Origin of the sequence: Domibacillus tundrae (assembly GCF_000970675.1) — a bacterium.
Classification (GTDB): Bacteria; Bacillota; Bacilli; order Bacillales; family Domibacillaceae; genus Domibacillus; species Domibacillus tundrae.
The window spans coordinates 697,797-717,047 of the sequence record NZ_LAJA01000001.1 but is presented as its reverse complement, the minus strand read 5'-3'; the positions used below and the strand labels follow the sequence as shown (position 1 = coordinate 717,047).

Below are 19,251 nucleotides of genomic sequence, written 5' to 3'. Positions count from 1 at the left end.
TTACACCTCTAATTTATCTCCATTTTCCGATTACATAAAAAATAAGCGACAGCACAATGCTTGCCACGATCGACGTCACAATCGGAAAATAAAATGTCGTGTTTTCTTTTTTTATCACAATATCGCCCGGCAGCCGGCCGAGTTTTGTAAATTGCAGCAATATGCCGAGCACAAACAAAACAACACCAGCCAGCATGAGTAGTTTGCCGATTCCCGTCATGAAGACGGCACCTCCATTTGAAAATGTCCGTATGCCGCCGGCAAGGCCATCCTTCCACGCGGGGTTCGCTGCAGAAAACCGATTTGCAATAAATACGGCTCGTATACATCCTCAATGGTTGTTGATTCTTCACCAATACTTGCCGCAAGTGTATCTAAGCCAACCGGACCGCCTTTAAACCGGCTTAAAATCGTCGTCAACAGTTTATGGTCAATGTGATCAAGGCCAAGGCGGTCCACTTGCAAAAGCTCAAGCGCTTCATTCGCTTTTTCGAGGGTAATGTGACCTTCACCGCGAACTTCTGCATAATCACGCACGCGCCTTAACAAACGATTGGCAATACGCGGGGTACCACGTGAGCGGCGTGCCAATTCTTCCGCACCATTCCCGTCAATCGCCGTACCGAATATATCCGCTGTTCGCAGGACGACTTCTTTCAGCTGATCCGATGTATAGTATTCCAAACGAGAATGAACACCAAAACGGTCACGAAGCGGCGCGGACAATGCACCGGCCCGGGTTGTCGCACCGATCAGTGTAAACGGCGGCAGATCAAGACGGACAGAGCGCGCTTCTACTCCCTTACCAATGACAATATCAAGACAAAAATCTTCCATCGCTGGATACAGCACTTCTTCAATGGAACGCGGCAGCCGGTGGATTTCGTCAATAAACAACACATCTCCCGGTGCCAGCGCAGTTAACACAGCGGCCAAATCACCGGGCCGCTCAATGGCAGGGCCTGATGTTGTCCGAAATCCCGCTCCCATTTCGTTCGCAATCACAGCCGCCATCGTCGTTTTTCCAAGTCCCGGAGGTCCGTACAGCAGCACATGGTCGAGTGTTTCTTCCCGCTTTAATGCTGCTTCAATAAAAATAGACAAATTCTGTTTTACTTGGTCTTGTCCAATATATTGATTTAATGTTTGCGGGCGGAGCGACTGTTCTTCAAATCGTTCTTCCGCTCCGGCGCCGCCTGATAGCACACGAGTCTCGTCCAATACAGTCCCTCCTTGTTATCCGAGCAGCAGCTGCAGCCCTTTTCGAATATATTCATCGGTTGACATCGTTTCTTCTTTCTCAAGACGCCCCGAGATGCGCTTGATCTCCCGTGCCGAGTAACCAAGCGCTTCAAGTGCAAGCAGGGCTTCATCAAGTGCCGCATTATCTGATGATGCCGGTTCCGTCGGTTCCTCAACGAATAAGCCTGTTAAAGAATCAGATGCGACATGATCGAGTTTTCCTTTTAAATCAAGAATCATTTGCCGAGCCGTTTTTTTGCCGATGCCTGGAAACTTGATTAAATAAGGTTCATCTTCGCGCTCAATCGCATTGACCACGTGTGAGGGCGTTCCGGATGCAAGCACAGCCAGCGCTCCTTTTGGCCCGATGCCGGATACGCTGATCAGCTTTTCAAACAATCTTTTTTCTTCTGCTGTTGCAAAGCCGAATAACAGATGCGCATCTTCACGTACATGCTGGTACAAATAAACTTTTTTTTGTTCCTGTTCATGTTTTGAAAAAGCAAATGGGTTCGGTGTCAGCACCCGGTAGCCGATGCCATTGTTTTCGATCACAATATATTCCGGTCCAATGAATGAGATAATCCCTTTTATATACTCGTACAAATTTTTGTCCCCTTTAAAAACGCTTCATTCATTGTATCATATCATAGTGACACTAAAAAAGAAACATTTGTTCCCTGAATATTCAGTCTGCTTTGAAAAATTCGTCGACTGCAACAACCAATGCGCCCATCCGCTCGTGCTCGGGTGCAATAACACGGCTGACGCCGTATTCGTTTAACGTTCCACTCGTAACTTTACCCACAGAACCGGCCGCTGCTCTCACATTAAATGCTTCAGCCAGCTGTTCTGCAAGCCCTTTTTCTTTTGCTTCCTGAAACAAAACACGCACTTGTGGCGTAGCCGTAAACAATACCCCATCGATATCCCCATCAATTACTTCATTTACAAGTTTCGTGACAATCTCCGGCTGCGGGACGGTCGTTTTATACGGCAAAATGTACGTTATATCCGCTCCCTTATTCGTAAATCCCTGCTCCAGTGCCGGCACCGGTTCACCATGCAGCTGCAAGAAAACACGACGTTCATGTAAATCCACTTTTTCAAGTGCACTTAGCAGTCCTGCATTTGTGCCATCTCCATCTTCTACTTCCAGTGTTAAGCCGTGTTTTTTCAACTCCTGTACCGTTTTATAGCCACGTGTCGCAATACGGGATGCAGCAATCACTTTTTGAAACGGTTCCGTTAGGCCAAGTGCAGCTGCCGCTTCAAAAACAGCAGATGTGCCAATTCCGGTTGTAAAGACACTCCAGTCCGTTCCATTTGCTATGACTTCTTCAATCGACGCTTTCATGTCTTCCGGCGTGCATTTAATTGTTTCCTGAAGCGGGCGCTCAAATGCGATGCCGCCCTTTTTTTGCACCATCATGCTCATTTCCATCATTTTGCGTGATCCGGTAATCGCGATCCGTTTCCCTTGCAAGTTTCCCATTTAATCTCCCCGTCTCTCTTTTCTTTTAATACTATCTTTTTCACAATCTTTTTTCCATAGAAAAGCGCAAGGCGCCCGTTTATCGAAGGTAAATAAGACGAGCACTCGCGGAGGCGCTTTTTGCCTCCATAAGGGCTTGGTTTATGACCTCGAGCTGATGGCGCCTTGCACTGGACAGAAAAAAAGACGGTTCAACATATGTTGAACCGCCCCGGCTGTTATGACTTGAGTGGTTTTTTCAATAAGGCAAGCAGTACAGCCGTAACTGCCGCTCCAATAAGAACTGCCAAAAGGTAAAGGAACGGATTTCCTTGTACAACAGGGAAAACGAAAATTCCACCATGTGGTGCTGGCAATTTCACACCGAAAATCATTGTTAGCGCACCTGCTACTGCTGAACCGGCAATTGCTGCCGGAATGACACGTGCAGGATCTTTTGCCGCAAATGGAATCGCGCCTTCTGTAATGAATGATGCACCCATAATGTAGTTTGTTTTTCCTGCGTCGCGTTCTTGTGCTGTAAAACGATTTTTAAAGAATGTTGTTGCAAGCGCAATACCAAGCGGAGGCACCATACCGCCAGCCATAACAGCTGCGTGTGGCGCAAAGTTGCCCGCGTCGATCATTGCGATACCAAATGTAAATGCTGCTTTGTTGACTGGGCCACCCATATCAACAGCCATCATACCGCCAAGGATAATGCCCAGAAGAACAAGGTTGCTTGTACCCATACCGCCTAAAACATCAACCAGCCATTGATTTAATGCGCTGACCGGACCATTGACTACATAAATCATCGCCATACCCGTAATAAAAATACCAAGAAGCGGATACAATAAAACCGGTTTAATGCCCTCAAGCGCCTGCGGAAGACCAGCAAACAATTTTTTCAATCCAACAACGGCATAACCGGCAAGGAAACCGGCAATTAAGCCGCCAAGGAAACCGGAACCGCCACTTGCTGCCAGCATACCACCAACGAGTCCTGGAGCAAGACCAGGACGATCCGCAATACTCATCGCGATAAAACCGGCCAAAATCGGAATCATTAAAGCAAAAGCACTGCCGCCGCCGATATCCATTAACGCTTTCGCAAACGGGTTAAAAGATGGATCGTCTGGGTTTACCGCATTAATTCCAAAGAAAAACGAGATAGCGATCAAGATACCGCCGCCGACAACAAGCGGAAGCATGGCGGATACACCGCTCATTAAATGCTTGTAAAAAGCATTTCCGGCAGAACCACTGTCAGACGATGACGAGGAAGAACCGCCGCTTCCTTGGAATACAGGTGCGTCTTGTTTCACTGCGCGGTCAAGCAGTCCATCCGGGTTGCGGATGCCTTGTGCGACCGGTACCTGGATAACATGCTTGCCTTTAAAGCGTTCCATTTCAACCTGCTTGTCCGCTGCAACGATAATCGCTGTGGCATTTGCAATTTCGTCTGCTGTCAGCGCGTTTTTCACGCCGCTTGAGCCGTTTGTTTCCACTTTAAAATTAATGCCTTTTTCTTTTGCTTTCGCTTTTAGCGAGTCTGCCGCCATGTACGTATGGGCGATTCCTGTCGGGCAGGCCGTTACAGCCAGTACCGTTGGAGCGCCTGCTTGAACAGGAGCAGCTGTTTCTTCTTTCACTGCTGCATTTTCACGTAGTTTAAATGCTTGAATAATTTCGTTTTCATCCCGCGCATTTAACAGCTCATCACGGAAGCCAGAATCCATTAAAAAGCCGGATAAGCTAGAAAGAGCTTCTAAGTGGGCTTCATTTGCGCCATCTGGAGCAGCAATCATGAAAAATAGATTAGAAGGCTGACCGTCAAGTGAATCGTAGTCAATTCCATTTTTCACGCGGCCAAATGCCACAGCTGGTGTTTTCACCGCCGCTGTTTTTGCGTGCGGAATCGCAATCCCTTCACCGACACCTGTTGTACTTTGTGCTTCACGCGCTAAAATCGCTTCTTTATAAGCGGAACGATCATTTAAACGCCCCGCCTGATCTAATTTGGCTACTAACTCATCAATGACAGATGCCTTATCCGTTGCGGACAAATCCATAATGATCGTATCTTTTTTCAACAAGTCTGTAATCCTCATTTTATTTTCCCTCCTGTTCTGCTTTCACAATGCTCACGCGGCTGTATACATCTTCCACTTCAGCTTTTGTACATAAATCATCAGAAAAAGCGGTGGCGCTTCCTGCAGCAACTGCCCAATGGAACGCTTCATATGGCTTCAGACCCGCATCAATTTTCGCCATGAAAGCGGCCACCATTGAATCGCCTGCACCGACTGTATTTTTCACAGTGCCTTTCGGTGATTCAGCATAATATGCTCCCTCTTTATTCACAAATACCGCACCGTCGCCGCCCATTGAAACGATAACATTTTCTGTACCGCCATCTACTAATTTTTTTGCAATGAGAGCTGCTTCTTCTTTTGTATTTATTTCTGTATCAAATAGTTCACTAAGCTCATGATGATTCGGCTTAATAAAAAACGGATTGTATGGGAGAAGTGCTTTTAACGCCGCGCCGCTTGTATCAACAACGACCCTCGCTCCTTGGTTTCTCGCTGCGTCAATCAATGTTCCCGCGTAATCTGCCGGCAGCGATGATGGAACACTGCCTCCAATATGCAGCCAGTCCCGCTCTGATAATTCACTTGTCAACTTTATGAGCCTTTTCGCATCTTCTTCCGAAATAACCGGTGCCGGACCATTAATTTCCGTTTCTGTGTTCGATTTTAGCTTCACGTTAATTCGTGTGACGCCCTGTACCGATGTGAAACGGTGAAAAACACCTTCTCTGTCTAGTTCATTTTTAATAAACTCTCCCGTAAATCCGCCTGCAAAACCGATCGCACACGTATCACTTCCAAGGCGCTTTAGAACACGTGAAACATTAATCCCTTTTCCACCCGCATACATATCCGCGCTTTCCGATCGATTTAAGCCGCCCGCTTGAAAATCCTCAACCCGAACGACATAGTCAACGGCCGGATTTAATGTGCATGTGTAAATCATGATAATGCCTCCTTGATATCTGTTGCCTGTTCAAATATCTTTCTTGTTTTTTCTGGAATTTTACCCGTTATAATAACTGCTTCTTTTAAATCTGCTATATGGGTAAACGTACTTTCCTGAAACTTTGATGCATCCGCTAAAACATATGGCTGCTGTGCGCGTTTTAAAGCCTCTCTCTTTACAGCGGCTTCTTCCGGATCGGGTGTTGTGTAGCCCGCTTTTAAATGAATGCCGTTTACGCCAAGAAATGCTTTATCGAACCAGTATTGCTGAAGACCATGGACAGCTCCCGTCCCTGTAAAGGCTTGTGTCGACTGTTTCAGCATACCTCCTGTACCATACGCTTGAATGCCTTTTTCCACTAAAAGACGTAAATGATCAAAGCCGTTTGTGACCGCGATAATATTTTTTGCTTGAATGTAAGGGATGAGAGCAAGAGTTGTTGTGCCTGCATCAATAAATATACAATCATCGTTTTCGATCAAGGATGCAGCCAGCCGACCCGCCGCTCGTTTTTCTTCTGAAAATCGCGAGCTTTTTTCATTCATTGTTGGTTCAATACGTTTTCTGGATACCTTTGCCGCACCACCGTGAACACGCCTTAAAAGGCCAGCGTCTTCTAAATCTGTTAAGTCGCGTCGAATAGTCGATTCAGACGCTCCAGTCGCATCTGTTAATTTTTGAATCTTCACTATTTCTTTTTCTTTTAAAAAGTTCAAAATTGTAAAGTGGCGTTCTTCAGTCAACACTGGCTGCATCCCTCCCTCATTCTTTTGTTACTTTCATTATACAAACGCTTTCATAGAAAAGCAATCATTTTCAATCATTATTTATCAAAAACATTCAAAGGCTGATTATTTGTAACTATTCCATCATAAATCAAATCATATTTGCGATTAACATTCTTTTAAAAACATAAGAATACGCCTGTTATTCACACACAAAAAAGACGTGCAAGGCACGTCTCACGTCTTATTTCTTTTTAATTAACGATGACAATATGGGCACCGCGGCATCATATTAGGAAATTCAGCTTCTCCCTGCCCTTCCGCTTCCGGCATCATGTGTGGCATATGCGGCGTGGGTTGCATATGTGGCATCATATTAGGAAATTCAGCTTCTTCCTGTCTTTCCGCTTCCGGCATCATATGTGGCATATAGGGCATTGGAAAAGGGACCGGGAAAAAATAACACGGCATTGGTGGGCAATGCATCATCATGTCTTGTTCCATCTGCTGTGGAGCCGGAACAGGTTCTGTCATCCAATTTTCCGGCATCGTGAATTCCTGTTCCTCTACTTCTTCCATTTCTTTTACTTCTTCCATCTTCGGCGGGCTTGCGAATGGCTTGTTATTCGCATATGGATGGTCTTTCTCAATCGGCATCGTCGTATCCGGCAGTTTAATTTTCATGCCTGGGACGATCATCTCCGGATTGGCCAAATGAGCATTCAGTTTCTTAACTTCCTCTAACGACACTTGATGTTTTTCAGCAATCGACCAAAGCGTATCACCGCGCTGCACAATATGGATCTTCATTGTGTCCCTCCTCAATGATCATTCCCCATATTGTATGCGCCTAGTGTGCCTGTGTGCGAAAAACTAGGTAGCTCGTGCCAGCATTCGGTCAAGTGACAGCTTTGCTTCTGCCGCAGTACCTTCGTCGACGTGAATGATATTGCCCGACTCGCCTTCCCTGATCGCTTCAAGCGACCAAAGCAAGTGAGGCAGATCAATCCGATTCATCGTCAAGCATGGGCACATATTTGGATTGAGCGATATGATATCTTTATCCGGGTGTTGCTGAATAATGCGCTTAACGAGATTCATTTCCGTCCCAATTGCCCAGGAAGTGCCTGACTCTGCTTTTTCAATTGTATCGATTATATATTTTGTTGATCCATTGTCATTGGAAACTGCGACGACTTCCCGCCGGCATTCAGGATGAACAATGATCTTCATATCTGGTCTTGTGCGGCGCAGTTCTTCAATATTTGCTGTGGTGAAATTTTCATGAACTGAGCAGTGCCCTTTCCATAAAATAACCTGGACGTCATCAAGGCTCCCCCCAAACTCGAGCGTGTCGATAATCGGATTCCAAACGGCCATATGTTCAAGCGGCACCCCAATGTCATACGCTGTATTGCGCCCGAGATGCTGATCAGGCAAAAATAAGATACGGGGCTTTTCCGTAAACGCCCATTCAACCATTGACCGGGCATTTGATGACGTGACACATGAACCGCCATTTCGCCCGGTAAACGCTTTAATGGCTGCTGTTGAATTCACGTACGTGAGCGGAATGATTGTATCACCAAACAGTTCCTGCAGCGCTGTCCATGCACGTTCTGTCTGATAAATATCTGCCATATCCGCCATTGAACAGCCCGCACGCATATCGGGTAAATAAACAGTCTGATTATCACTTGTTAAAATATCCGCTGTTTCTGCCATAAAATGAACCCCACAAAAAACGATGTGCTCTGCCTGCCGGTTCGCAGCTGAAACTTGCGCCAGCTGAAGAGAATCGCCGACCGCATCAGCGAATTGAATGACTTCATCCTTTTGGTAATGGTGTCCAGGAATAAAAAGAGCAGTGCCAAGCTCCTTTTTAATCTCACGAACCCGCTCTTCCATTTCTGCGCGCTCCATTTGCCGGTATTGATCTGGCAGCATTCCTTTTGTCAATTCAGTTAATGCCATGTAAAACCGCTCCTTTCATTTCTACTCTTGCACTAATATCAAGCGCTTTGACTGAATGTGTTAACGCTCCGAGCGAAATCCACCCAATCCCTGTTAACGCATAGTCGCGAATATTTTGGAGCGTAATTCCGCCTGATGCTTCTGTTGCAATATGAGCCGGCACAAGCGGCAGCCACGCTGTAATGTCAGCCGGTGTACAATTATCAAACATAATAATGTCTGCCCCCGATTCAACTGCTTCTTGGAGCTGTTCTTTCGTTTCAATTTCCACTTCGATTTTCATTGTATGGCCGCAAGCGTTCCGTGCTTTTTCCACCGCCTGTTTAATTCCTCCGGCGAACGCAATATGATTGTCTTTCAGCATCACTGCATCGTATAAGCCAGTGCGGTGATTATAAGCACCACCTGTTCGGACCGCATACTTTTCAAGCATCCGAAGACCGGGCACGGTTTTTCTCGTATCGCATATTTTCGCTTCTGTTCCTCCCGTTTCTTTCACAGCGGCCGCAGCTGCTGTCGCAATGCCACTCATGCGCTGAACTAAATTTAAAATAACCCGTTCCCCAGCCAAAAGCGACCGGTACGACCCGTCTATTTTGGCTAGACATTCTCCTTCTTCAACCCTTTCGCCATCTGCTTTCAGCACATGAACAGAGACATGTTCATCAATGAGCCGAAACCCTCTTTCGATGATCATTTTCCCGCAAAAAATGCCGGCTTCTTTTGCAAAAAATGAAAAACTTCCCGTTTCCTTTTCCGAGAAAATACTTTCCCCTGATACGTCTCTATCTCCAATATCTTCAATAAAAAAGGCTTTCAGCGCTTCGTCCAGCTTGATTCCATTCATGTTCTCCGCTCCTTTTATTCAATTGTCCGTTTTCAAATACGATCCATGTTTTCTCCCATTGAGCCTGTTTTAATGGATGATCCGCCCGAATATGGGCACCTCGTGATTCCGTTCTGACAAGAGCAGAAATGGCAATCAAATAAGCTGTCGTATGCATAAACAAGCTTTCTATTTTCTCAGCCGGCCAGTGGCTGATGTCTCCTTTTGCCTGTGCTGCCTCCCGCAAACAGTTTGCAAGCGCTTGTAGTTTTTCGCTTGTTCGAATAATACCGCCTGACTCCATCATCATCGACTGCAGCTCTTTTTTCTCAAAGAGCGGTGGAATAGCAGCAGCCGCTGACGGAACTGGCTGCCCAGCTTTTTCTCTTGCTTCTTCGCTCTCGATCATCGCTTTTGCAAAGCGTTTTCCAAAAGCAATGCCTTCCAGCAGTGAATTGCTTGCCAGCCGGTTCGCTCCATGAACGCCCGTACAGGCTGTTTCACCAATCGCATACAATCCTTTCATCGATGTGCGTCCAGATGTATCTGCTTTTACTCCGCCCATTAAAAAATGACTGCCAGGCGCGACAGGAATAAGACCTTTTTTTATATCAATGCCATGCTCAAAGCAGATAGCTGAAATCGTTGGAAAGACTTGTTCAAATTCCTTAATCATGGATATATCAAGATAAACCTCACGGCCGCTTTTTCGAGCCTTATATATTTCAAAAGCCGTTACATGACGGGGGGCCAAATCGCCAAGCGGATGAACCCCTTGCATAATTTTCCCGCCTTCTCCATCTGTCAATACCGCGCCGGCCCCCCTCACCGCTTCAGAGATCAACCCTTTTGTTTCCCCGTTCACATAAAGAAGAGTCGGGTGGAATTGAACAAATTCCATGTCCGTAATAGCGGCGCCGGCACGATAAGCAAGGGCAATTCCGTCCCCTGTAATTGTCTCCTGATTTGAGGTGAACGAATAAAGTGCGCCCGCTCCGCCCGTCGCTAAAATAACATGATCGGCTTTATATTGATGAACTTTTCCATTCCTTGATTTTGTTTTAACACCTGTACACACTCCACTTTGAACAATCAGCTCAAAAACCAATTCATGTTCACGGATGTCTACTTGACTTGGAAGGTGCGATATAAAATGCTCAATCGCCCACTTTCCAGTGGCATCACCGCCCGCATGCACAATCCGCCGGCTGCTGTGCGCACCTTCGAGTCCTAATGACAATGTGCCATTTTCCTGCCGATCCGCTAAAAATCCTTCTTCCAGTAGTTCATTCATACCTGCTGCACCTTCAATAACAAGCTGTTTTACCGCTGTCGGATCATGATGAATTTCTCCGGCAGCAAGAGTGTCTTTTATATGAGATTCATACGTATCCAGTGGAGATAAAACAGCTGCGACGCCGCCCTGTGCAAAATAAGAATTGCTTTGCCGCATCACCGTCTTTGTGATGACTATCACATTCATATGCGCTGCTAAATGCCTCGCCGCTTGTAATGCCGCGATTCCTGATCCAATGATGATAGCACTTGGCATTTTTTTCACCACTCATCCCCACTTTACAGTTGTCTTGACACTTATCTTTACATAAAATAAAAAGAAAGACAAGAATAAATTTAAGATAAAGAGAGCAGGGATAATATTGTATTTTGACTATGCTGCTACTTCTCCTATGAAAAAAGAAGCGCTTGACATTTATATAGAAGCGGTCCATCATTTTTCGGGAAATACATCGAGCCCTCACGATGAAGGTACACGGGCTTCGCTCTTGCTGGAGCAGTGTCGGACAGAAATTGCGAGTCGGGCCGGTGTTTTAAAGGATGGCATCTATTTTACCGGCAGCGGAACGGAAGGAAACATTTTGGCTCTTTTGTCGTTAGCACGAAACAAACCGAAAAAACATATTATTACCGGAATGGCTGAACACACTTCTGTTCACTCGGCGATGACCGTTCTTCAAACCGAAGGGTTTAACATAACAAAAATGCCGCTGAATGAGAATGGAATCGTGACAGCCGAATCGATCATAGCGGCCATCCGGCCTGATACCGTCCTTGTCTCCATTCAGCATATTAATCCTGAAATCGGGACAATCCAGCCCATTGCGCAAATAGCTGCCGAAGCAAAAAAAAGAGGCATTCTTTTTCATACCGACTGTGTTCAGTCATTCGGTAAAGTTTCACTCGATTCTATCAATGCGGATGCCATGACCTTTTCCGCCCACAAAATTGGCGGTCCAAAAGGGTGCGGTGCAATGTATCTTTCACCTTTTATTGCAGCCAAACCGGTTTTTCCAGGATTGACACATGAGAAAGGCATCCGGGGAGGAACAGTTGATACACCGGCGATCGCCGCATTTGCGGAAGCGGCAAAAAAGGCTGCTTCATTGGAGAAACTTTGGACTTTGAGGCATTTGTTAAAAGAACAACTGGAAGGATCTTCAGTGAAGTGGATCGAAGGGAATGATTCGAATCAATATCCTGGGGTAATCGGAATGTGTATTCCTGGAATAGAAGGACAGCTTGTCATGCTCGCCTTAAATGCACAAAAGATGTACATTTCAACTGGGAGTGCCTGTGATGCATCTTCAGCATCCGGTATGAAAGCTGCCCTGGCGATGGGCATGACGATGGAAGAGGCACGACAGTTTTTCCGCGTTTCATTCGGACCCGAAACGACAGAAGACGAAGTCAAAAAGCTTGGAAAGGCACTTTTGCATGCTGCCGAGCAAGGGGATATGCTATGATAGCCGGTGGAGGGATTGCATCATGGTAGATAAAAAGAAATTAATCGGCGAAGAACGGCGTAAGCAGATTTTGCACTGGCTTCAATCAGCGGAAACGCCGCTGACTGGAAATGAGCTGGCTGAACGGGCCCATGTCAGCCGTCAGGTTATTGTGGGAGATATTACATTGCTGAAAGCGCGTGGTGTTCCGATTATGGCTACGAGTCAAGGCTATGTTTATATGAATGTTCAAGATAGTGGCCATGTGGAAAGGATTGTGGCCTGCTCGCACCCGCCGGATCAAACGAAAGAGGAACTGTTGCTTCTCGTCGATCTTGGCGTTCTTGTAAAAGATGTGAGAATTGAACACCCGGTATATGGTGATTTGACTGCATCGATTATGGTTTCAAACCGAAAAGAAGCCCTTCAATTTTTGGAGAAAATCAACGAAACAAATGCTGCTTACTTATCCGAATTGACAGAAGGCGTTCATTTGCACACGCTGTCTGCTAAAGAATCAGCCACACTCGATGAAGCAGAACAAGCACTTCGCCATGGCGGCTTTTTGCTTGAATAACGAAAAGAAGCTCCCCTATGGGGCGCTTCTTTATTTTTAGGCTTTTTCTGCTGCCTGCCCGACTTCATACCCATAATAGCTGCCGAGCACCTGCACGTTACAGCCGAGCGCTTCCATTTCAGCAAAGGCACCCGGCACTAAAATATCGTCGATGCGCTGCCCAACATCGATAATGAAAAAATAATTGCCAAGACCAGTTTTTAATGGGCGCGATTCAATTTTCGCAAGGTTCAGATTTCGCCAGGCAAATGTAGCTAACACTTGATGAAGTGTTCCTGGACGGTCGGTAGGAAGCGTCACGACAATCGTCGTTTTGCCGCCCGTTTGCGGAAGCGGAAACGCCAGCTCTTCATGCGTTTTAGACAAAACGAGAAACCGTGTATGATTAAAGGTATAATCATGAATATCTGCTTTTGCCATAAATAAGCCGTACTCCTCTGCCGACAGCGAATTGGCAATCGCTGCAATGCATTCTTCCGGATGCTCACTCACATATTTGGCTGCCGCCGCAGTGGATGTCATCTGTTGCGATGGAACGCTGTAAAAATGACGGTGCAAAAATTTGTGGCACTGCGCAATCGCGTGCGGATGCGATAAAATACGGGCTGCGTCTTTCCATTTGTGTGCATTGTCCGGATGGATGAGCAAGTGCTGCTGAATAGGTGCGGTTAATTCACCAACAATGGTTAAATTCGCTTCGTGAAATAAATGATCAATGGTCATATTGACCGTTCCTTCCAGCGCATTTTCAATTGGTACAACCGCAAGATCCGCTTTTCCTTCGAGCACATAATCCATGCATTCCGGAATGGTCACACACGGAATCCGCTGATCATTCGGGAATGCATCTGACACCGCAATATCGGTAAATGTCGCCGCAGGGCCTAAAAAAGCAATTTTCCTCAAAACCGTTCACTCCTGTTCTCTCATTCAAACGGATTACGCGCCCGAACCGAGCACTTCCACCGTATCGACAAATTCTAGTTTTTTTAGCCGGGACAAAAGCTCGTCCAACCCGGTTTTCATGCCGGTGACATTGAGCGAAAGCGTCACATTGGCGCGGCCCTGCAGCGGAATAGTCTGATGAATCGTCAGAATATTCCCACCACAGGCCGCCACAACAGCAAGCAGTTCAGACAGGGTTCCCGATCGGTCTTCCAGATGAAAAAACAATGTAATGATCCGCTCTTTGACAACCGTGTGGAACGGAAAAACCGTGTCGCGGTATTTGTAAAAAGCACTGCGGCTTAAATCCACTTTTTGTACCGCTTCCCAGACAGAATCGGCTTTTTTCCGTTCAATCAATTCTTTTGCATCAAGCGTTTTTTTCATCGCTTCCGGAAGCACATCTTCACGGACGAGATAAAATTTTTCATTTTGCTCTTTCTTCCCCATGTCGTTCCCCCTCAAAACCGCCGCACCAGCTTTTATTCGACAAATTCAAATTCATAATCGAGCAGGCGAACGATATCGCCGTTTTCAGCGCCGCGTGCGCGCAGCGCTTCATCCACACCCATTGTACGCAGCTGCCGTGCAAAGCGTTGAACAGATGGTTCCCGTGAGAAGTCCGTCATTTTAAACAGCTTTTCAATCTTGCTTCCTGTTAGTTCAAACACGCCGTCCGAACCACGCGTGATCACAAACTCAGCCGCTTGTTTTTCATGTCGGTACATAACACGGTTAACAGACAAATCTTCTTCTTCATGGTCAAGCGGGAATTCCGGCGTTTCTTCGATTTTGTCAGCAATCGCAAACAATAAATCACGCAGGCCGCTTTGTGTTAACGCAGAAATCGGAAAAATAACCGCATCGGCGCCCACTTTTTCTTTGAACGCGTTTAAATGTTCTTCCGCTTCCGGCATGTCCATTTTATTCGCGACGATAATTTCCGGACGCTCTGTCAGCCGGAGATTATACTCTTTCAGTTCATTGTTAATCGTGACGTAATCCTCATATGGATCGCGCCCTTCCATCCCAGACATATCAAGCACATGAACAATAACGCGTGTACGCTCGATGTGACGCAAAAATTGGTGTCCAAGTCCTGTTCCTTCATGCGCACCTTCAATCAACCCCGGCAGGTCAGCCATGACAAAGCTTCGGCCATCTTCTGTTTCCACCATGCCAAGATTCGGCACAAGTGTCGTAAAATGATATGCAGCAATTTTAGGCTTAGCCGCTGTAATAACAGAGAGAAGTGTCGACTTTCCGACGCTTGGGAAACCGACAAGACCAACATCCGCTAATAGCTTTAATTCCAATGTTATATTGCGCTCCATGCCCGGTTCCCCATTTTCAGAGATTTCCGGCGCTGGATTAGCAGGTGTCGCAAATCGGCTGTTTCCACGGCCGCCGCGGCCGCCGCGTGCAATAATCGCCTGCTGCCCATGCTCGACAAGATCCCCAATCACTTCGCCTGTTTCGTCATCTGTCACAATAGTACCAGGAGGCACTTTAACGATCATGTCTTTTGAATTGCGTCCGTGCATGCTTTTGCTCATGCCATGCTCGCCGCGCGGTGCTTTAAAATGACGCTGGTAACGAAAATCCATTAGAGTGCGAAGCCCTTCTTCCACTTCAAACACAACATTCGCGCCATTTCCACCATCGCCGCCCGCAGGACCGCCGTTCGGCACATACTTTTCACGGCGAAACGCAACCATGCCATTTCCGCCGTCGCCGCCTTTAACATATATCTTAGCCTGATCTACAAACATATTGTCTGTTCCTCCTAAAATGTCACTTCCATTAGTATATCCTGACAACCCGTTTCCAACACAGCACATTTCAGCTGTAGTTCTTTCGGGATTTCATTTATTTTGTCTAGCAGCAATGGGCGGTTTGCCACGTCTCCCATCCATTCCATTCGTACAAAAAGACATTCTTCTTTTTCTGAAAAGTGCACAAATAATTCATGTCCATTGTAGTCCTTTATATGCTGCTCCAGCAACGAAAACAATCGGCTAAAAAAGCTGAGCGCTTTTTGGTCATCCGCCGACCCTGTTTTAATGCCATCATCAAGCTCATACTCAAGCCGAAATCGATGCTGCGACCAATTGAACGTCATAAACAGCTCCGCCATCCCCGGCATGCCAAGATTGCACAACCTTGATTCCTGCACGGCCTTCACAATAATATGATCTGCTGCCCTGGCTGCTTCATCAAGGTTATTCAAGGCGAGATACCCTTTCACGATCTGTATGTCGTTCATCCAGTCATGACGCGCATGACGGAGCGTTTTTACTACAGTCCATTCTCCCTTTTCCACCTAGCTGATCACACCTCCTGCTCATTCCCGAACGTTACATTCCTTCTTGTTAGTATAGCAGAAAAATACAGCATTTGAACGGGAAAGATAATCGGCCGTACACAAAAAAAATAGAGGCGCTCCGAAAGGTTGACTTTCAGAACGCCTCCATTCGCCTATCTGCTTATTGAGCAGCAGGATAAACACTTACTTTTTTACGATCGCGTCCAACGCGTTCGAAACGTACGATACCATCTGTTTTCGCAAACAATGTATCATCGCCGCCACGGCCTACATTTTCACCTGGGTGAATTTTTGTTCCGCGTTGACGGTAAAGGATAGATCCACCTGTTACGAACTGGCCATCTGCACGCTTAGCGCCAAGACGTTTCGACTCAGAGTCACGTCCATTACGTGTAGAACCTACACCTTTTTTGGATGCGAAAAATTGAAGATTCAATTTCAACATGTGTTTTCACCTCCTATAGGATGTTTATTTGAATATACTGTCCGTACTCTTCCTCAATCGTCTGCAGTGAGACAACCATACCTTCTAATAAAAGCTGAACCTGATCGCGCTTGTCTGCTGGCAGTCCATCCGGCACACGGCAGGAAAGCAGGCCGCCGTCTTCCCCCTGATCAATTTCAGGCGTAATACCGGTCAGTGCCATCACTGCATTCAGCGAACCGAACGAAACTGCGGAAGCACCCGCACAAACCAAGTCTTTGCCGCTGTCATCAAATCCGGCATGGCCTTCCATTGTAAACGATGTAATCAAGCCGGATGTGTCTTTTTTAATATCTACATAAATCATTGGATCATCGCCTTACGCGTTGATTTTTTCAATGACTACTTTTGTATAAGGCTGACGGTGTCCTTGCTTTTTGCGGTAGTTTTTCTTCGCTTTAAATTTAAAAACGACGATTTTCTTCGCACGTCCTTGCTTTTCGACCTTCGCCGTTACGGTTGCACCTTCTACGATTGGGCTGCCGACTTTCACGTCGTCGCCGCCAACGAAAAGAACTTTATCAAACGTGACAGTGTCACCGTCTTGTGTGTTCAATTTTTCGATGTAGATTGCTTGACCTTCTTCAACTTTAACCTGCTTGCCGCCTGTTTCAATAATTGCGTACATTTCTGCACCTCCCTGTTTACTCAGACTCGCCACGTGACAGGTGATCTATCGATGCTTAAACCTGCTGTGTGCGGTTGTAGCACGGGTGCTACAAACAATAACATATGAATTCTATCACCTTTCAATATCAGTGTCAATCAATATTTTCAAACATATCCTGAACGTCTTTCTTGCCTTCAAAAAAAGAATGAAGAAGCTGCTCTTCTGTCAGTTCATCGTGCCCGTTCACATGAAACTGGTGTGTCCGGTTTCTTCTAAATAATCGGACAGCATCAAGGAGGCGGTCCGTTTTTAGAAGAGGCAGGGCCAGCAAGCGCATAGACACCGGATCATAAAAACGGGCGGTTAAAAAACGGATGAACATGACTTCTCTTTCTTTCCACATGACTAGAAGCTGAACGGCAATATAGGAAACAGTTAAAAGCAGCTGCAAATAAAATGGAAGTGTGATCACCGCTGTACCCATTACAAAAAGAAGGACGGCAAATGACAGAAAAATGGATTGCTTATATGCAATGAAATAAGGATGAACCGCACATAAAATAAGCTGGACCATTTTGCCGCCATCAAGTGGCAGCACCGGCAATAGATTGAACAAAAAGATGACCGCATTTAGCTCAAAAAACAATTCATACAAAGCGGCATCCATCCATCCTGCTTTTAGAAAAAAAAAACTTATCGCAAGCATTGGAACATGCATAAATGGACCGGCTAATACAACGAGCCATTCTTCAAGAAGCGGTCTGCCCGCATGCTCATCGGTTTCCAGCTTGCCGCCAAACGGGAGCAGCTCCACTTTTTGAATGCGCCAGCCCATTGCTTTTGCAGCACCCGCGTGACCCAGTTCGTGAATAAGTAAAATAAGCCCGATGCATATTGCTTCTAAAAAAAGTCCTGTTGCAGCAGCAGCAGACCCGAACAGCCAGGTTAATGGATGAATGCGCACGTTATTCATGCACGTTCACTTTTCTTGATGAAATGGTCTGACCGTTTTTTCGTTCGACGAATTCAATGATGCTGCCGGAAGGAGTTCCGATCGGCTCTCCTTGTTTAATTCGCTCAAACAGCCGATACGAATCCGGCTCCAGCCCGCTTACTTCAACTTCCGTGCCGTCGTCCTGCTGAATGGAGATATTTTCATTATTAATTCGTATAACCACGCCGTCTTTTTCAGCAGCAAGCGGGCTGTTTGTACTCACAAAGGAGGCTGGGACGATGCTTGTCCGGTTCATTGCCGGCAAAAGTGTGCCAAATCGCGCTTCATAAGCAGCGGCAAAAGACGCAAATGAAAAATCGTTTGTAAAAATCGTTTTGGTAAGAGATGCATGCTGGTTGAGATAAACAACAGCAAATAAACAAAAAGAAGCGATGATTTTTTTTTGCATATGAATCCCTCCCGCCTGTTTATGTATATGCTGAAAAAATAGAAAAAAACCGCTTAAAAAAGCGGTTTTTGCTACCGGCTCATGCCGATAAATCGTTTAAATTTCGTGAAAAATGTGTCTTTTTCCGGTTCGAGCAGCTGAAGGGGAACCGACTCACCCAAAATACGGCGCGCAATGTTCCGATACGCAATCGAAGCGCGATTGTTTGGATTATGTGCCACAGGCTCGCCATTATGGGAGGATTTAATGACCTCATCATCATCTGCTACAATACCGATCAGTTCAATGGACAGATGGGCTGCCACCTCATCGACATCAAGCATATCTCCATCTCTCACCATATGGCTGCGAATCCGATTGACGACAAGCTTCGGTGGTGCCATGTCTTCTTCTTTTTCAAGAAGGCCAATAACACGATCCGCATCCCGAACAGACGACTTCTCCGGGGTGGTGACAACGATAGCCCGGTCTGCACCTGCTACCGCATTTTTATATCCCTGCTCAATTCCGGCTGGACAGTCAATTAAAATATAATCATAGTCCTGCTTTAATTCATCAATCAATTTTTTCATCTGCTCAGGCGTAACGGCTGACTTATCGGTCGTTTGGGCAGCTGGCAGCAAATAGAGAAGATCATTAAAACGCTTGTCCTTTACGAGAGCCTGATGTGTTTTGCACCGTTCTTCTACAACATCGACGAGGTCGTAAATAATGCGGTTTTCAAGCCCCATGACAACATCGAGGTTGCGAAGACCGATGTCTGTGTCAACGAGACACACTTTTTTCTCCTGCAGCGCAAGCGCTGTACCGAGATTGGCGGTCGTTGTCGTTTTACCAACACCGCCTTTTCCAGAAGTAATGACGATTGCTTCACCCACT

At 46.2% G+C, this 19,251-nt stretch carries 23 protein-coding genes and 1 other annotated feature; of the genes, 2 read left to right on the top strand and 21 right to left on the bottom strand.

What is annotated here, in order from left to right; translation table 11 throughout:
• Window positions 1-13: 13 nt before the first annotated feature.
• From VQ00_RS03610 to nadB, 11 genes are all read right to left on the bottom strand, one after another.
• Entirely contained in the window at window positions 14-220 is a 207-nt protein-coding gene (locus tag VQ00_RS03610) for a DUF2905 domain-containing protein (protein WP_046178694.1), read from the bottom strand.
• Window positions 217-1,221 (bottom strand): Holliday junction branch migration DNA helicase RuvB, encoded by a 1,005-nt coding sequence (ruvB, locus tag VQ00_RS03605; protein ID WP_046178693.1) that lies wholly within the window; start codon window positions 1,219-1,221, stop codon window positions 217-219. The genes VQ00_RS03610 and ruvB overlap by 4 nt, the downstream gene beginning before the upstream one ends.
• Window positions 1,222-1,236: 15 nt before the next feature.
• A complete protein-coding gene (ruvA, locus tag VQ00_RS03600) occupies window positions 1,237-1,848 on the bottom strand; it encodes a Holliday junction branch migration protein RuvA (protein WP_046178692.1) in 612 nt (203 codons plus the stop codon).
• An 82-nt stretch (window positions 1,849-1,930) separates the two neighbouring features.
• Window positions 1,931-2,737: a uroporphyrinogen-III synthase gene (locus VQ00_RS03595; protein ID WP_046178691.1), complete on the bottom strand. Its 807-nt coding sequence runs from the start codon at window positions 2,735-2,737 to the stop codon at window positions 1,931-1,933.
• 218 nt (window positions 2,738-2,955) lie between these two features.
• The gene (locus VQ00_RS03590; protein ID WP_046178690.1) at window positions 2,956-4,830 is read right to left on the bottom strand and encodes a PTS fructose transporter subunit IIABC; all 1,875 of its coding nucleotides are present in this window, start codon (window positions 4,828-4,830) and stop codon (window positions 2,956-2,958) included.
• A 1-nt stretch (window position 4,831) separates the two neighbouring features.
• A complete protein-coding gene (gene pfkB / locus VQ00_RS03585) occupies window positions 4,832-5,758 on the bottom strand; it encodes a 1-phosphofructokinase (RefSeq protein ID WP_046178689.1) in 927 nt (308 codons plus the stop codon).
• Window positions 5,755-6,507: a DeoR/GlpR family DNA-binding transcription regulator gene (locus VQ00_RS03580; RefSeq protein ID WP_046178947.1), complete on the bottom strand. Its 753-nt coding sequence runs from the start codon at window positions 6,505-6,507 to the stop codon at window positions 5,755-5,757. The genes pfkB and VQ00_RS03580 overlap by 4 nt, the downstream gene beginning before the upstream one ends.
• Window positions 6,508-6,744: 237 nt before the next feature.
• Window positions 6,745-7,296, bottom strand: coding sequence for a SafA/ExsA family spore coat assembly protein (gene safA, locus VQ00_RS03575; RefSeq protein WP_052728310.1), 552 nt, complete (start codon window positions 7,294-7,296; stop codon window positions 6,745-6,747).
• 63 nt (window positions 7,297-7,359) lie between these two features.
• On the bottom strand, window positions 7,360-8,460 hold the full coding sequence (gene nadA, locus VQ00_RS03570) for a quinolinate synthase NadA (RefSeq protein WP_046178688.1): 1,101 nt from the start codon (window positions 8,458-8,460) through the stop codon (window positions 7,360-7,362).
• Entirely contained in the window at window positions 8,447-9,307 is an 861-nt protein-coding gene (nadC, locus tag VQ00_RS03565) for a carboxylating nicotinate-nucleotide diphosphorylase (RefSeq protein WP_046178687.1), read from the bottom strand. The genes nadA and nadC overlap by 14 nt, the downstream gene beginning before the upstream one ends.
• Window positions 9,261-10,850, bottom strand: a complete 1,590-nt coding sequence (nadB, locus tag VQ00_RS03560; RefSeq protein ID WP_245618004.1) for an L-aspartate oxidase — start codon at window positions 10,848-10,850, stop codon at window positions 9,261-9,263. Before nadB ends, nadC begins: the two co-directional genes overlap by 47 nt.
• 94 nt (window positions 10,851-10,944) lie before the next feature.
• Between nadB and VQ00_RS03555 the strand changes: the two genes are divergently transcribed.
• Window positions 10,945-12,048 carry an IscS subfamily cysteine desulfurase gene (locus VQ00_RS03555; protein WP_342666990.1) on the top strand — a complete coding sequence of 368 codons (1,104 nt, stop codon included), beginning with the start codon at window positions 10,945-10,947 and terminating at the stop codon, window positions 12,046-12,048.
• Window positions 12,049-12,070: 22 nt separating this feature from the next.
• Complete coding sequence (locus VQ00_RS03550; protein WP_046178685.1) at window positions 12,071-12,604, top strand: transcription repressor NadR; 534 nt, start codon at window positions 12,071-12,073, stop codon at window positions 12,602-12,604.
• A 36-nt stretch (window positions 12,605-12,640) separates the two neighbouring features.
• Here VQ00_RS03550 and pheA read toward each other — a convergent pair whose 3' ends face one another.
• The 10 genes from pheA to minD form a co-directional block, all read right to left on the bottom strand.
• Window positions 12,641-13,510 (bottom strand): prephenate dehydratase, encoded by an 870-nt coding sequence (gene pheA / locus VQ00_RS03545; RefSeq protein WP_046178684.1) that lies wholly within the window; start codon window positions 13,508-13,510, stop codon window positions 12,641-12,643.
• A 33-nt stretch (window positions 13,511-13,543) separates the two neighbouring features.
• Window positions 13,544-13,999 carry an ACT domain-containing protein gene (locus tag VQ00_RS03540; protein ID WP_046178683.1) on the bottom strand — a complete coding sequence of 152 codons (456 nt, stop codon included), beginning with the start codon at window positions 13,997-13,999 and terminating at the stop codon, window positions 13,544-13,546.
• Between the two features lie 32 nt (window positions 14,000-14,031).
• Window positions 14,032-15,321 (bottom strand): GTPase ObgE, encoded by a 1,290-nt coding sequence (obgE, locus tag VQ00_RS03535; protein WP_046178682.1) that lies wholly within the window; start codon window positions 15,319-15,321, stop codon window positions 14,032-14,034.
• 14 nt (window positions 15,322-15,335) lie between these two features.
• Window positions 15,336-15,872 carry a Spo0B C-terminal domain-containing protein gene (locus VQ00_RS17635; protein WP_052728309.1) on the bottom strand — a complete coding sequence of 179 codons (537 nt, stop codon included), beginning with the start codon at window positions 15,870-15,872 and terminating at the stop codon, window positions 15,336-15,338.
• A 163-nt stretch (window positions 15,873-16,035) separates the two neighbouring features.
• Window positions 16,036-16,320 carry a 50S ribosomal protein L27 gene (gene rpmA, locus VQ00_RS03525; RefSeq protein ID WP_046178681.1) on the bottom strand — a complete coding sequence of 95 codons (285 nt, stop codon included), beginning with the start codon at window positions 16,318-16,320 and terminating at the stop codon, window positions 16,036-16,038.
• 13 nt (window positions 16,321-16,333) lie between these two features.
• On the bottom strand, window positions 16,334-16,666 hold the full coding sequence (locus VQ00_RS03520; protein ID WP_046178680.1) for a ribosomal-processing cysteine protease Prp: 333 nt from the start codon (window positions 16,664-16,666) through the stop codon (window positions 16,334-16,336).
• A 12-nt stretch (window positions 16,667-16,678) separates the two neighbouring features.
• Entirely contained in the window at window positions 16,679-16,987 is a 309-nt protein-coding gene (rplU, locus tag VQ00_RS03515) for a 50S ribosomal protein L21 (protein WP_046178679.1), read from the bottom strand.
• Window positions 16,988-16,999: 12 nt separating this feature from the next.
• Window positions 17,000-17,073 (bottom strand) — a sequence feature (ribosomal protein L21 leader region).
• 47 nt (window positions 17,074-17,120) lie between these two features.
• On the bottom strand, window positions 17,121-17,942 hold the full coding sequence (locus VQ00_RS03510; protein WP_046178678.1) for a site-2 protease family protein: 822 nt from the start codon (window positions 17,940-17,942) through the stop codon (window positions 17,121-17,123).
• Window positions 17,935-18,372 carry a hypothetical protein gene (locus VQ00_RS03505; protein WP_046178677.1) on the bottom strand — a complete coding sequence of 146 codons (438 nt, stop codon included), beginning with the start codon at window positions 18,370-18,372 and terminating at the stop codon, window positions 17,935-17,937. Before VQ00_RS03505 ends, VQ00_RS03510 begins: the two co-directional genes overlap by 8 nt.
• A gap of 71 nt (window positions 18,373-18,443) precedes the next feature.
• Window positions 18,444-19,250, bottom strand: coding sequence for a septum site-determining protein MinD (gene minD / locus VQ00_RS03500; protein ID WP_046178676.1), 807 nt, complete (start codon window positions 19,248-19,250; stop codon window positions 18,444-18,446).
• Between the last annotated feature and the right edge of the window lies 1 nt (window position 19,251).